The 12,871-nt window shown below is 70.9% G+C and carries 12 protein-coding genes; 7 read left to right on the forward strand and 5 right to left on the reverse strand.

What is annotated here, in order from left to right:
* Window positions 1–117 precede the first annotated feature (117 nt).
* The 3 genes from AB5J53_RS22405 to AB5J53_RS22415 all read left to right on the forward strand — a co-directional run bounded on the left by AB5J53_RS22405 (window position 118) and on the right by AB5J53_RS22415 (window position 3,328).
* The gene (locus AB5J53_RS22405; protein WP_369247451.1) at window positions 118–1,068 is read left to right on the forward strand and encodes an ROK family protein; all 951 of its coding nucleotides are present in this window, start codon (window positions 118–120) and stop codon (window positions 1,066–1,068) included.
* On the forward strand, window positions 1,068–2,213 hold the full coding sequence (gene nagA, locus AB5J53_RS22410; protein ID WP_369247452.1) for an N-acetylglucosamine-6-phosphate deacetylase: 1,146 nt from the start codon (window positions 1,068–1,070) through the stop codon (window positions 2,211–2,213). The genes AB5J53_RS22405 and nagA overlap by 1 nt, the downstream gene beginning before the upstream one ends.
* Before the next feature lie 185 nt (window positions 2,214–2,398).
* Window positions 2,399–3,328: a 1-phosphofructokinase family hexose kinase gene (locus tag AB5J53_RS22415; protein ID WP_369247453.1), complete on the forward strand. Its 930-nt coding sequence runs from the start codon at window positions 2,399–2,401 to the stop codon at window positions 3,326–3,328.
* A gap of 30 nt (window positions 3,329–3,358) precedes the next feature.
* Here the strand turns inward: AB5J53_RS22415 and AB5J53_RS22420 are convergent, their stop codons facing one another.
* Together AB5J53_RS22420 and cdgB are read right to left on the reverse strand one after the other, a co-directional pair.
* Window positions 3,359–4,312 carry a carbohydrate-binding protein gene (locus tag AB5J53_RS22420; protein WP_369247454.1) on the reverse strand — a complete coding sequence of 318 codons (954 nt, stop codon included), beginning with the start codon at window positions 4,310–4,312 and terminating at the stop codon, window positions 3,359–3,361.
* Between the two features lie 119 nt (window positions 4,313–4,431).
* Window positions 4,432–6,138, reverse strand: coding sequence for a diguanylate cyclase CdgB (gene cdgB, locus AB5J53_RS22425; RefSeq protein ID WP_369247455.1), 1,707 nt, complete (start codon window positions 6,136–6,138; stop codon window positions 4,432–4,434).
* 448 nt (window positions 6,139–6,586) lie between these two features.
* Here cdgB and AB5J53_RS22430 point away from each other — a divergent pair, with 448 nt between their 5' ends.
* Window positions 6,587–7,069, forward strand: coding sequence for a flavin reductase family protein (locus AB5J53_RS22430; protein ID WP_369252396.1), 483 nt, complete (start codon window positions 6,587–6,589; stop codon window positions 7,067–7,069).
* A 41-nt stretch (window positions 7,070–7,110) separates the two neighbouring features.
* Here the strand turns inward: AB5J53_RS22430 and AB5J53_RS22435 are convergent, their stop codons facing one another.
* Both AB5J53_RS22435 and arfB read right to left on the reverse strand, forming a co-directional pair.
* Window positions 7,111–8,130, reverse strand: a complete 1,020-nt coding sequence (locus AB5J53_RS22435; RefSeq protein ID WP_369247456.1) for a sigma-70 family RNA polymerase sigma factor — start codon at window positions 8,128–8,130, stop codon at window positions 7,111–7,113.
* A 108-nt stretch (window positions 8,131–8,238) separates the two neighbouring features.
* On the reverse strand, window positions 8,239–8,667 hold the full coding sequence (gene arfB / locus AB5J53_RS22440) for an alternative ribosome rescue aminoacyl-tRNA hydrolase ArfB (protein ID WP_369247457.1): 429 nt from the start codon (window positions 8,665–8,667) through the stop codon (window positions 8,239–8,241).
* Window positions 8,668–8,898: 231 nt separating this feature from the next.
* On the opposite strand from arfB, the gene AB5J53_RS22445 reads away from it, so the two are divergent.
* The 3 genes from AB5J53_RS22445 to AB5J53_RS22455 all read left to right on the forward strand — a co-directional run bounded on the left by AB5J53_RS22445 (window position 8,899) and on the right by AB5J53_RS22455 (window position 11,167).
* Window positions 8,899–9,474, forward strand: coding sequence for a TerD family protein (locus tag AB5J53_RS22445; RefSeq protein ID WP_369247458.1), 576 nt, complete (start codon window positions 8,899–8,901; stop codon window positions 9,472–9,474).
* Between the two features lie 275 nt (window positions 9,475–9,749).
* On the forward strand, window positions 9,750–10,709 hold the full coding sequence (locus AB5J53_RS22450) for a GNAT family N-acetyltransferase (protein ID WP_369247459.1): 960 nt from the start codon (window positions 9,750–9,752) through the stop codon (window positions 10,707–10,709).
* Entirely contained in the window at window positions 10,697–11,167 is a 471-nt protein-coding gene (locus AB5J53_RS22455) for a hypothetical protein (RefSeq protein ID WP_369247460.1), read from the forward strand. Before AB5J53_RS22450 ends, AB5J53_RS22455 begins: the two co-directional genes overlap by 13 nt.
* A gap of 173 nt (window positions 11,168–11,340) precedes the next feature.
* Here the strand turns inward: AB5J53_RS22455 and AB5J53_RS22460 are convergent, their stop codons facing one another.
* Entirely contained in the window at window positions 11,341–12,747 is a 1,407-nt protein-coding gene (locus AB5J53_RS22460) for a M1 family metallopeptidase (protein ID WP_369247461.1), read from the reverse strand.
* Window positions 12,748–12,871 lie beyond the last annotated feature (124 nt).

The raw sequence follows: 12,871 nt of genomic DNA on the forward strand, positions 1-12,871 counted from the left end.
GACCCCTGGCGCTCTTTGCTTCTGCGTCCGTTGCATCTGTCTCGGAATGCGGATACAAGGTCTACACCACGTGAGTGGACTAGACCTCTCCTGGGGTAAGGGGCGACACTGTCCCCCGTGAGACATGTCATCGCCCTCGATGTGGGCGGCACCGGGATGAAGGCCGCCCTCGTGAGGGCAGACGGCGAGCTGCTCCATCAAGCCCGCCGGGCGACCGGCCGGGAGCGCGGTCCGCAGGCCGTCGTCGAGACGATCCTCGGCTTCGCCGCCGAGCTGCGCGGGTACGGCGAGCAGCGCTTCGGCGAGCCCGCGTCGGCCGCCGGAGTCGCCGTCCCCGGCATCGTCGACGCCGCGCAGGGCATCGCCGTGTACTCGGCCAACCTCGGCTGGCGCGATGTCCCGCTGCGCCGGCTGCTCGGCGACCGGCTGGGCGGCGTGCCCGTCGCACTCGGCCACGACGTGCGCACGGGCGGGCTCGCCGAGGGCCGCATCGGCGCGGGGCAGGGCGCGGACCGTTTCCTGTTCGTCCCCCTCGGTACCGGCATCGCGGGCGCCATCGGCATCGACGGCGGCGTCGAGGAGGGCGCGCACGGCTTCGCGGGCGAGATCGGTCATGTCGTCGTACGCCCCGGAGGGACCCCGTGTCCGTGCGGGCAGCGTGGCTGTCTGGAGCGGTACGCGTCCGCGGCGGCGGTCAGCCAGGCCTGGGCCGGGGCGTCCGGCGATCCGGAGGCGGACGCGGCGGACTGCGCGAAGGCCGTGGAGTCCGGGGATCCGCGAGCTGCAGCCGTCTGGCAGGAGGCCGTCGACGCGCTCGCCGACGGGCTCGTCACCGCGCTCACCCTGCTGGACCCGCGCACCCTGATCATCGGTGGCGGTCTGGCGGAGGCGGGGGAAACCTTGTTCACACCGCTGCGGGCCGCCGTCGAGCGGCGCGTCACCTTCCAGAAGCTGCCGTCCCTCGTACCGGCGGCCCTCGGGGACACGGCCGGCTGCCTGGGCGCGGGCCTGCTGGCCTGGGATCTACTCGAAAACGACATCACCGACCGCTCGGAGGTAACCACCTGATGGCCCCTAGCAAGGTTCTCGCCGGCGCCCGGGTGGTCCTGCCCACCGGGATCGTGGACGGCGGCCGCGTGATCGTCGACGGCGCGCGGATCGCTGGAAGCGCCCCCACCGAGACGGAGACGGTCGATCTGTCGGGCCACTGGCTGGTGCCCGGCTTCGTCGACATGCACAACCACGGCGGCGGAGGCGCGTCCTTCACCTCCGGGACCGTCGAGGAGGTCCTCCAGGGCGTCCACACGCACCGGCTGCACGGCACCACGACGGTCGTCGCCTCGACCGTCACCGGCGACATGCACGGTCTTGCCGAGCGCGCCGGGCTGCTGTCCGAGCTGGCCGAGCAGGGCGACATCGCGGGCATCCACTTCGAGGGCCCGTTCATCTCCCCGTGCCGCAAGGGCGCGCACTCCGAGGAGCTGCTGCGCGACCCGGACCCGGCGGAGGTCCGCAAGCTGATCGACGCGGCGCGCGGCCGGGCCAAGATGGTCACCCTCGCCACCGAACTGCCGGGCGGCATCGACTCCGTACGCCTGCTGGCCGAGCACGGGGTGATCGCGGCGATCGGGCACACCGACGCGACGTACGAGCAGACGCAGGAGGCCATCGACGCGGGAGCGACCGTGGCGACGCACCTGTTCAACGCGATGCCGGCGCTCGGCCACCGCGCCCCGGGCCCCATCGCCGCCCTCCTGGAGGACGAGCGGATCACGGTCGAGCTGATCAACGACGGCACGCATCTGCACCCGGCCTCCCTGGAGCTGGCGTTCCATCACGCGGGCCGGAACCGGGTCGCGTTCATCACCGACGCCATGGACGCGGCGGGCTTCGGCGACGGCCGCTACATGCTCGGCCCGCTGGAGGTCGACGTGGCGGACGGCGTCGCCCGCCTCGTGGAGGGCGGTTCGATCGCGGGCTCGACGCTCACGCTCGACCGCGCCTTCCAGCGCGCGGTGACGATCGACAGGCTGCCGGTCGAGGACGTCGTGGCGGCCCTCTCCGCCAACCCCGCGCGCCTGCTCGGCGTGTACGACAAGGTGGGCTCGCTGGAGCCGGGCAAGGACGCCGACCTGGTGGTCCTCGACGCCGACTTCGGGCTCAAGGGCGTGATGCGCAGGGGCGAATGGGTGGTCGATCCCCAACTGGGCTGATTGGTCCCCCGCCGACGTACGGCGGATGACTACCGACGTACAACAATTGACTGTTCAAGCACGGCGGTTGGCCCGCGGGACTGGGCCGACCGCCGTTGTCTTTGGCATGATCGAGCCTCCGGAACAACCGGTAAGCGCATACGCGGCGTCTACTTCATGATTCTCTTCGGGGGAGGTCGGCCCAGGTGATCCTCACGGTCACGCTGAACACCGCTCTCGACATCACCTACCGCATACGGTCCCTGCGGCCGCACACCTCGCATCGGGTGACCGAGGTGACCGAACGCCCGGGCGGCAAGGGCCTGAACGTGGCCCGGGTGCTCGCCGCCCTCGGTCACGAGGTGACGGTCACGGGCTTCACGGGCGGCGCGACCGGCCGCGCGGTGCAGGACCAACTCACGCACACACCAGGCGTGGTGGACGCGCTGATCCCGGTGACGGGATCGACGCGCCGCACGATAGCGGTCGTCGACGCGACGACGGGTGACACGACTCAGCTCAACGAACCCGGCCCGGAGATCACCCCGGCCGAGTGGGCGGCCTTCCAGGAGGCGTACGAGGTGCTGCTGCGCTCCGCCTCGGCGGTGGCCCTGTGCGGCAGCCTGCCGCCGGGGGTGCCGGTGGGCGCGTACGCGGGGCTCGTCCGCACGGCCCGCGCGGCGGCCGTCCCGGTCCTCCTCGACACCAGCGGCGAACCACTGCGCCGCGGGGTCGCGGCGCGCCCCGACATCGTCAAGCCGAACGCCGACGAACTCGCCGAACTCACCGGCTCCCACGACCCGTTGCAGGCCACCAGGGACGCCCGCAGACGCGGCGCCCACACGGTCGTGGCCTCCCTGGGCGCGGAAGGCCTCCTCGCCGCCAACGCGGAGGGCCGCTGGCGCGCCACCCCACCGCACCGCGTCCACGGCAACCCAACAGGCGCAGGCGACTCGGCGGTCGCCGGCCTGCTGTCGGGCCTGGTCGAGCACCTGCCGTGGCCGGACCGCCTCGCCCGCGCCGTCGCCCTGTCCGCGGCGACCGTACTGGCCCCCACAGCAGGCGAGTTCGATCACGCGGCGTACGAGACCCTGCTCGACCAGATAGCGGTGACTGGGGACGCTACGGCGGCGTGAGAAGAGAAAGGGCCGCGGCGAATCGCACCGTCAGCCCTTCTGGAGCCACACCTGGTCGAGGAAGGCGTTGCACTGGTTTCCCTGGCCGCAGGAGATCTCCAGAACATTGGTGCCCTTGGTCAACGTCACAGGGGCCCAAGTGGACTGCCAGCCCTTCTCCCAGTCGCCCTCGGGCGAGAGGATGAAGTTCTTCATCCCCAGAGGCTGCGTGTTGGCCTTGCCGTTGACCGACAGCGTCGCGTTGGCATCCACACCGGGGATGTCGTAACGCACATACAGCCGGTAGGAACCGGCCTTCTCGATGCCACTGACGGTCCACGTGACCTTGGCGCCGACCTGGTTGAGGCCCGTCACATAGATTCCACCGTCGGCGTTCGCGCCCTTGACGTCGGATGCCGTGGTCACACCGGTCCCCAGGTTCAACGCCTTCGCGTCGATCTTGGGCAGGTCCCCTTCACTCGCGGCACTGCTGGTGCTCGACTGGCTCGGCTCCGCGCTCTGGGACGTCGACGGGGTCGAGCCCGCCTGGTCGCCGCTCTTGTCGTCGTCCGAGTTGCCGCCGAGCATCGCCACACCGATGCCGATCACGACCGCCGCGACCACGGCGATCGCGCCGATGAGGAGGCCCTTGGTGTTGGGGCCGCGGCCGCGGCCCCCGCCGTCGCCGGGCAGCGGCTGCCGGGTGGTGGGCGCGCCGCCCACCGTCTCGGGGGCGGCGTAGTGCGCGTTCGGCTGGCCGTACGTCTGCTGCTGCGGGACCTGGCCGTACTGCGCGGTCGGCGCCTGCTGGCCGTACTGCGCGGTCGGGGCCGGCTGGCCGTACTGGCGCTCACCGACCGCCCGCACCCGGTTGACCGAGCCGGGGTAGCCGTAGCCGCCGCCTCCACTGGGCGGGGTGGCTCCGTTGGCCTGACCATCGGCGTAGAGATAGCCGAACGGGTCGTCGTCCTCGGGCGTGCTCGCGCCGTTGTTGCCGGGCGTCATCCCTTGGTCTCCTCAACAGGTGCGGGTTACGAATGCGGTACACGGATGAATGGCGAGCCTACCCGCTCCAGCGGGGCCAAACGGGTGGCCTTCACCGCATCAACCCACTGACCTGCTCTTTATCCCGCACGCCTGTGCGCTTTGGGACGAGACCGTTTCTCGACGTACATCCGTTCGTCAGCGGATTTCAACACCTCGTCCGCCGTCATGCCGCAGTGTGCCCACCCGATGCCGAAGCTGGCGCCCACGCGGACCGCCCGTCCGTCGACCCGGATGGGCGGAATGATCGCGTTCCGCAGCCGTACGGCGAGGTCCTGGGCGTCGGCGCGGCCGAGCCCGTCGGCGAGCACCACGAACTCGTCGCCGCCGAGCCGGGCCACCGTGTCGCCGTCCCGGACGCCGCTGGTGAGCCGCCTGGCCACCTCGATGAGAACCGCGTCACCCGCGTTGTGCCCGAACCGGTCGTTGATCGACTTGAAGCCGTCGAGATCGCAGAAGAGCACCGCGAGCCCCTTGGTGCCGTCGTCCGTCTCGCCCTCGGGCGCGATCGTGTGCACGTGGTGATCGAAGGCGTCGTACGCCTCGGAGTCGGACCGGAAGTCGAAACCGTGGCCGTTGCCGTCGTACGCGGGATGCCCGTTCCCCTCGTACGCCGCGCCCGGCAGCTCCGCGTACTGCCCGTGCCCGTAGGCCGCGTCCAGGGAGGCGACCGCGCCGGGCGGCAGGGACTGCGGACGCTGACAGAGGCGGGCGCTGAGCCGGGAGCGCAGCTCGGCCGAGTTCGGCAGGCCGGTGAGCGCGTCGTGCGAGGCGCGGTGGGCGAGCTGCAGCTCGCGGCGCTTGCGCTCCTCGATGTCCTCGACGTGGGTGAGCAGGAAGCGAGGGCCGTCGGCGGCGTCCGCGACGACGGAGTTGCGCAGGTGGACCCAGACATACGTGCCGTCGCGGCGGCCGAGCCGCAGCTCGGCCCGCCCACCCTCGGCGGACGTCCTGAGCAGGGTGCCGATGTCCTCGGGGTGCACGAGGTCGGAGAAGGAGTAACGGCGCATCGCGGAGGCGGGTCGGCCGAGGAGACGGCACAGGGCGTCGTTCGTCCGCAGGATGCGGCCGTGCTGGTCGCCGCCCATCTCGGCGATCGCCATGCCGGACGGGGCGTACTCGAAGGCCTGGCGGAAGGACTCCTCGCTGGCGCGCAGGGCCTGCTGCTCGCGCTCCAGCCTGACCAGGGCGCGCTGCATGTTCGCGCGTAGACGCGCGTTGCTGATGGCGATGGCGGCCTGGAAGGCGTACATCTGGAGCGCCTCACGGCCCCACGCGCCCGGCCGCCGGCCGTTGCGCGGCCGGTCCACGGACAGGACGCCGATCAGCTCACCGCAGGCGGCGCCGGACACACCCGGGGTGTACATGGGCGCGAAGAGACGGTCGGAGGGGTGCCACTCGTCCTCGAAGCGGGGCGCGGGACCGTCGGTGTACCACTGCGGTACGTCGTCCTCGTCGAGGACCCAGCCCTCGGTGTGCGGTATGAACCTGAGGTCGCCCCAGGCCTCGCCCATGTTCAGCCGGCGGTCCCAGGAGGCGCGTGAGCCGACGCGGCCGGTGATCAGGGCCTCGGCGGCGGAGTTGCCGGCGAGCGCGGCGACCACGAGGTCGCCGTCCGGACGTACGAGGTTGACACACGCCAGCTCGTAGCCGAGGCCGGTGACCACGCCGTCGGCGACGGTCTGCAGCGTGTCGGCCAGGCTGCGGGCGGTGTTCATGTCCGCCATCACCTGATGCAGCTGCCGCAGGGTCGCAAGACGGACGTAGGGCTCCGACTCGGTCTCCATTCGCCCTCCCCTCGAGACCTCGCAGCAACTCCAGGGTTCTCTCGGCGTACTAGGTGCTCTTCGGTGCGTGCTCTTCGATGCTCTTCCGCGTACTGCTTGGTAGCTTCGTGCGTAGCGCCTCCGCCACTGAATCACAGCGCGCTGCCCACTCGGTACACAGGGTCAACAATTTATGGCCCCTGTGACTCAAGTCACAGGTGAACATGAACAATTGAGTGGGGTTTCTGCATTTTCCTCGTGCGATTACTGAACGCATAGCGGGGACCTGTGCAGGGACTGTGACTGATTGTGTCCGCCCTTGGTCCTAGGACCAGGTTCGGGCCGAGGTCCGATGTGCCGCCCCGAGGCCGGAGACTAGCGTCTTGGCGTGCTGAAGACTCCCCCTGCCGCTCCACCCTCCGCATCCGTGCATGCTGAGGGGGTGAGCAACGACGAGTTCCGCGCCGCCATGTCCCGGCTGGCCGCGGGTGTGGTCCTGGTGACCGCGCGCGAGGACGCGCTGGACCCGGACGGCCCCGGCGGCGAGGACGTCGGCATGACCGCGACGGCCTTCATGTCCGTCTCCCTGGACCCGCCGCTCGTCCTGGTCAGCCTGCGCGAGGGCTCCCGCATGGACGACCTGCTCGCCGAACAGCCCCTGTGGGCCGTCTCCGTACTCTCCGAGAGCCAGCGCCACATCGCCGGCCGCTTCGCCATGAAGGGCCGCATCAGCGACCGGCTGCTCTTCGAGGACATCCCCTACGTGCGCGGCGAGATCGCCGGGGCGCCACTGGTGGGCGGCGCCCTGGCGACCCTGGAGTGCCGCACGGAGCAGCGGTTGGCCGCCGGCGACCACACGCTCGTCATCGGCCGCGTTCTTACGGCGCGGGTGCCGAGCGCGGACGGCGGACCGCTGACGTATTTCAAGGGCCGGTACCGGCAGTTGGGGTAGCGGTCCGCAAAGGCCGATATCGCCAATTGGGGCAGCGGCTCCTAGCTCTCCAGGAGCGTCAGGTCCAGTCCGGCCAGCCGCTCCGGGTCGTTGAGGATGTCGATCGCGGCGATCCTGCCGTGTACGACCGTGAAGGCGAGAACGCCGACCGGGCGCCCCTCGGTGACCACCACGACACCCGCGGCGCCGTTGACGAGGGCGGGCCGCGCGACACGGGCGAGGTGGGCGAAGCTGCTCGCCCCCGTGGCCACGGCGATGGCCCCGGCCGTCACGCCGCCTTCCGAGCGCGCCACCACATCCGGATCCAGCACCGCCACGAGGGCGTCGAAGTCGCCCTCGCGCGCCGCCGCCAGGAACGCGTCGACGACCTCCCGCTGCTGGGCGAGGTCGGGGTCCGGCGCGGGCGCCCCGCCCTGGACCCGGCGCCGGGCCCGGCTGGCGAGCTGACGGGACGCCGCCGGCGTACGGCCCACGATGGACGCGATCTCCTCGAACGGCACGGCGAACAGGTCGTGCAGCACGAAGGCGAGCCGCTCGGCGGGTGTCAGTGTCTCCAGTACGACGAGCAGGGCCAGGCCCACCGAGTCGGCGAGCAGCGCCTCCTGCTCGGGGTCGATGCCGCTGACGGGACTGATGACGGGCTCCGGCATCCGCACGGGGACATCGCCGGGCTCCGCCAGGGGCTCCTCGCCGCGCGTCCTGCGCGAACGCAGCATGTCCAGGCAGACCCGCCCCACGACGGTCGTCAGCCAGCCGCCGAGGTTGTCGACCCGGCTCGCATCGGTCCGGCTGAGCTTGAGCCAGGCCTCCTGCACGGCGTCATCGGCCTCGGCGAGCGACCCGAGCATGCGGTAGGCGACGGCGCGCAGATGACTCCGCTGCGATTCGAACCGCTCGGCGAGGAATTCGGCCTCATTGCCGCCGGGCGCGCCCGACGCGCCCGGTGCATCCGACGTACCCGGTACATCCGACGTACCCGGTACATCCGACGTACCCGGTACATCCGGCGTACCCGGCGCATCCGACGTACCCGGCGCATTCGGGGATTCGCTGTCGCTCATGTCGGTCACATCTCCTCGTCGCGGTCCGTCCCGTCAGTGGTCTGACGGAGCGCGCGGAAGGAATGTGACAGGGCCGTGGCCCGCGCTGAACGGCTTCCCTGGGATCCCTCAGCCCCAGTCGCGCCCGGAGCGGCCGCGCTTGGTGTCGGAGCGCTGCTTCTTCTCGCGCAGCCGACGTTCGTTGATCCCGCGCGGGATACGGGTGGCCCGGCGGGGCTTGGGCGGCGGGGCGGTGGCCTCGGCGAGCAGGGAGGCGAGTCGTACGGCCGCGGTCTCCCGGTTGCGCCACTGGGAGCGGTGCTCGGAGGCCTTGACGCTGATCACCCCGTCTACGAGCCGCCCCTCGAGCTTGGCGAGGGCGCGCTCCTTCCAGACGGGCGGCAGCGCCTCGGTCTTCGCGAGGTCGAACCGCAGCTCGACCTGCGAGTCGCTGGTGTTGACGTGCTGTCCGCCGGGCCCGCTGGAGCGCGAGAAACGCCACATGAGCTCGGCCTCGGGCAGGGAGACGGAGCCGCGGATGACGTATGGACCGGACATGGGTCCATGGTCGCGTGCATGACGGGCCCACGTCACCTCGTTTTCAAGGCCGTACGAGAGTGTCGCCCTCGGGTTCCGGTCCCGTACTCACTCCCGCTCTCGGTAAAGAAGGCCCATCGGTAAAGAAAGTAAAGAGACCAGGAACCTCGGGTACCCCTCTCGGCGTTCATAGGGGTACCGGTAGCTTCGTCCCCAGTACGAAGCCCGTACGCAACGAGGGAAGGACTCCCAATGGCTGTAAGCCTGTCCAAGGGTGGCAACGTCTCGCTCACCAAGGAGGCTCCGGGCCTGACGGCCGTCACCGTGGGCCTCGGCTGGGACGTCCGCACCACCACGGGCACCGACTTCGACCTCGACGCCTCGGCCATCGCGGTCAACCCCCAGGGCAAGGTCTACTCGGACGCCCACTTCGTCTTCTTCAACAACAAGCAGACCCCCGACCAGACCATCGTCCACACCGGCGACAACCGCACGGGCGAGGGCGCGGGCGACGACGAGGCGATCAACGTCAACCTGGCGGGCCTCCCCGCCGACGTCGACAAGATCGTCTTCCCGGTCTCCATCTACGACGCGGAGACCCGCTCGCAGAACTTCGGCCAGGTCCGCAACGCCTACATCCGCATCGTCAACCAGGCCGGCGGCACCGAGATCGCCCGCTACGACCTCTCCGAGGACGCGGCGACGGAGACGGCCATGGTCTTCGGCGAGCTCTACCGCAACGGCGCGGAGTGGAAGTTCCGCGCGGTCGGCCAGGGCTACGCCTCGGGCCTGGTGGGCATCGCCCAGGACTTCGGCGTGAGCGTCTGACGTTCGACACGCGCTTCCTGACGAGCCCCCGGCCCAGGCCGGGGGCTCCTCGCGTGTCAGACACTCAGCGCATGGGCACCGCCTGGGCCTTCCCCCCGGTCCGCAGGAGCGCGGCGTCCTCGGCGAGCGCCTCACCTCGAGGACTGCTATGCCCAAAAGGACCGCCATCTCCAAAGCGGATCCTCGCGCGGCCCGTTCGCTCGCCAAGCTCCTGCCGGGGGTCGACGCCGGGCGGCCGGGCCCGAGCCGCACGGCCACTGGCTAATCTGCGCGCCATGCGACTCGACCCCCTCCCCCTCGGCCCCGACCACGACATCCCCGGCCCGCTGCTCACCGAAGTCACCTCGCTCTACGCCTCCCACCGCGACTTCCACGCCCTGAGCGGGGACTGTCCGGACCCGGACGACATCCGCCCGGAGCAGGTCGCGGCGGCGCTCGCCGCCGAGTCGGCGAATCCGGGCGCGGAGGTGTTGCTCGGGCGCGCCGCCGGACGGCTCATCGGGGTCGCGATCACCCTCGCGCACCACCCCGACCCGGCCGATCCCGACCCCTGGATCGGCCTGCTTCTCGTGGACGCGGGCACGCGACGCCAGGGGTACGGGCGACAGTTGGCAGGCCTCGTCGAGGACCGCTTCCGCTCCGCGGGCCGCACGGCCGTGCGTCTCGCCGTCCTCGACGACAACCCCGAGGCCCTGGCCTTCTGGACCGCCCTCGGGTACGAGGTCGTCGATCGGCGCAAGGATCTCCAACTGGGTCGGCCCTGCGCGGTGTTGCGCAAGGCGCTGCGCACCCCGCGCGCGTCGGCGCGCGTCGCCGTGCTCGACCCCGACGGTTCGGTCTTCCTCTTCCGGTACGACAACGAAGAGGTCGGCGTCCACTGGGCCATGCCCGGCGGCGGGCTCGAAGACGGGGAGAGCCCGCGGGAGGGTGCCCTGCGGGAGCTGCGCGAGGAGACCGGGTGGGACGACCTGGAGCCGGGCCCGCTGCTGTGCACCTGGGAGCACGACTTCACCCGGGCCGGAGTTCCCGTGCGCCAGCACGAGCACATCTACGTGGCGCGCGGCCCCCGTCGTGAGCCGGCCGGCGACCATCTCGCCGCCACGCACGCCGAGGACGCGATCCTGAACTGGCGCTGGTGGACCCGGCAGGAACTGGCCGACACGACGGACGCCCTCTGGCCGCCCCGGCTTCCCCAATTGCTGGCCGAGTTGGAGGGTGAGCCGTGGAGTGGATGACCTTGGCCGGTCCCCGGTTCGGGGCGCTCGTCGGGGTCGGGTCGACGGTCGTCGCCGACCGGACGCGGTGGCGACGGGACGCGGGGGAACGGGCGCGGCAGGAACGCAGGGAGATCTACTGGGCCTGCCTGGTCACCTTCCGGCAGGCCCATGAAGCCATGCGAGCAATGGCCACCGGGGACCAGGAACGGGAGGCCGCGGGGCTCGACGCGGCGGTGCGGGAGGCGTTCCGGGCGTCCGGCTGCAACGAGGCGCGGGAGTCCGCCGTCATCTGCGTGCCGACCGAGATGGTGTCCGCCATAGACGCCGCGTATTACAGCCTGCGGCGTTTGCGCGACGTCCTCGCTTCCGGCAGTTCTCTGCGGTCGTCCGCCTGCCAGGAGGCACGCGAGGCCCACCAACAGGCCGTCCGCGACGCCCGCGCCGCCATGCGGATCGATCTCGACCGGCGGGCGTGACGGACCCGACCGACTCGACCGGCGGGCGTGACCGACCCGACCGACTCGACCGGCGCGCGTGACCGACCCGACCGACTCGACCGGCGCGCGTGACCGACCCGACCGACTCGACCGGCGCGCGTGACCGACCCGACCGACTCGACCGGCGCGCGTGACCGACCCGACCGACCGGGTCACGGCTTCGCCGGCTTGCCCTCCCCGTACAGCCAGTCCTTCCAGATCTCGCTGAAATCCTTGTCCGGCGCCTTCTTCTCCACGTACGCCGTGAAGTCGTCGGTGTCCGCGTTGCCGTGGCGGTGGCCGGCGGCCCAGCCCTGGATGATGTCGTAGAACGTGTCGTCGCCGACGGCCTGGCGGATCTTGTGGAGGACCATCGCGCCGCGGTCGTAGACGGGGCTGTCGGAGATGTGCGCGGCACCGGAGGGCTTGGCGGGCGGGAAGGCCCAGATGGCCTTGTTCTCATCCGGGTTCTCGTAGTAGTCGCCCTTGTAGAGGGAGTGGAAGATCTCGTCGGCCGTGTCGCCACCGTGGTCCTCCTGCCACAGCCACTCCGCGTACGTGGCGAAGCCCTCGTTGAGCCACATGTCCCGCCATGTCTTGGGGGTGACGGAATTGCCGTACCACTGGTGAGCCAGTTCGTGGACGAGGAGCTCGGTCTCGGGAGCGCCCGGGAAGACGGGGCGGGCTTGGGTCTCCAGGGCGTAGCCCGCGTCGTCCGGGCGGTCGACGATCGCTCCCGTCGAGGAGAAGGGATACGGGCCGAAGTTGTACTCCTCCCACTCCATGATGTCCGGGATGCGCGCGAGCACCTTCTTGCTCGCCTCGGTCTGCGTCGGGTCGACGGCGACGTACACGGGCAGGCCGTTCTTCGTGGTCGAGCGCGTGATCTTGTACTTGCCGATCGCGACCGTGGCGAGATAGCTCGCCATCGGTTCGGCGGTGTGCCAGGCGAAGGTCGTACGGCCGTTCTTCGTCGTCTCCCTCTTCAACTCGCCGTTGGAGACGGCCTGCAGGACCTCCGGAACCGTGATCGTGATGTCGTACGACGCCTTGTCGGAGGGATGGTGGTTGCCGGGGAACCACGCCATCGAGCCGGTGGGTTCGCCTAGGGCGAGGGAGCCGTCGGCCGTGCGCAGCCAGCCCTCCTCCGAGCTGTCCGGGTCGGTGATCGTCTCGGGGTCGCCCGAGTAGCGGACCGTCGCACGGAACGTCTCCCCCTTGTCGAGGTCGTCGTGCGGGCGCACGGTCAGCTCCTGGCCTGCGCGGTTCCAGCGGGCGACCTTGCCCTCGACGGTGACGCCGTCGACGTCCAGCCCCTTGAGGTCGAGGTTGAACGCGCTGAGGTTCTGGGTGGCCCGCGCCGTGATCTCCGCGGTGCCGACGAGATGCCGCGTCTTGGGTTCGTAGGAGAGCGTCAGGCCGTAGTGGCTGACGTCATAGCCGCCGTTGCCCATCTTCGGGAAGTACGGGTCACGGACCCCGGACGCGCCGGGCTTCCCATGCACGCCGCCTCCACTGCACCCGGCGAGGGCGACGGCGAACGCCAGGGCAAAGGGGACAGCGACGGAATATCGGGGCACGTCAGTGATCCTATGGGGGAGGCGGTGCTGTGGGGATGCGGTCCTGTAGGGAGGGGCCTCGGGGCACGAAGTCCTGCGGGGGCCGGGTCCTCGGGGCACGAAGTCCTGCAGAGACCGGGTCCTC

The sequence above is a fragment of the Streptomyces sp. R41 genome, from assembly GCF_041053055.1.
Taxonomy (GTDB): Bacteria; Actinomycetota; Actinomycetes; order Streptomycetales; family Streptomycetaceae; genus Streptomyces.

What these genes read in the sequence shown, in the direction of transcription:
- cdgB (WP_369247455.1), bottom strand. Translation starts at nt 6,138, where the DNA reads ATGGAGACCGAGTCGGAGCCCTACGTCCGTCTTGCGACCCTGCGGCAG.
- AB5J53_RS22445 (WP_369247458.1), top strand. Translation starts at nt 8,899, where the DNA reads ATGGCTGTAAGCCTGTCCAAGGGTGGCAACGTCTCGCTCACCAAGGAG.
- arfB (WP_369247457.1), bottom strand. Translation starts at nt 8,667, where the DNA reads ATGTCCGGTCCATACGTCATCCGCGGCTCCGTCTCCCTGCCCGAGGCC.
- AB5J53_RS22435 (WP_369247456.1), bottom strand. Translation starts at nt 8,130, where the DNA reads ATGAGCGACAGCGAATCCCCGAATGCGCCGGGTACGTCGGATGCGCCG.
- AB5J53_RS22450 (WP_369247459.1), top strand. Translation starts at nt 9,750, where the DNA reads ATGCGACTCGACCCCCTCCCCCTCGGCCCCGACCACGACATCCCCGGC.
- AB5J53_RS22430 (WP_369252396.1), top strand. Translation starts at nt 6,587, where the DNA reads ATGTCCCGGCTGGCCGCGGGTGTGGTCCTGGTGACCGCGCGCGAGGAC.
- AB5J53_RS22420 (WP_369247454.1), bottom strand. Translation starts at nt 4,312, where the DNA reads ATGACGCCCGGCAACAACGGCGCGAGCACGCCCGAGGACGACGACCCG.
- nagA (WP_369247452.1), top strand. Translation starts at nt 1,068, where the DNA reads ATGGCCCCTAGCAAGGTTCTCGCCGGCGCCCGGGTGGTCCTGCCCACC.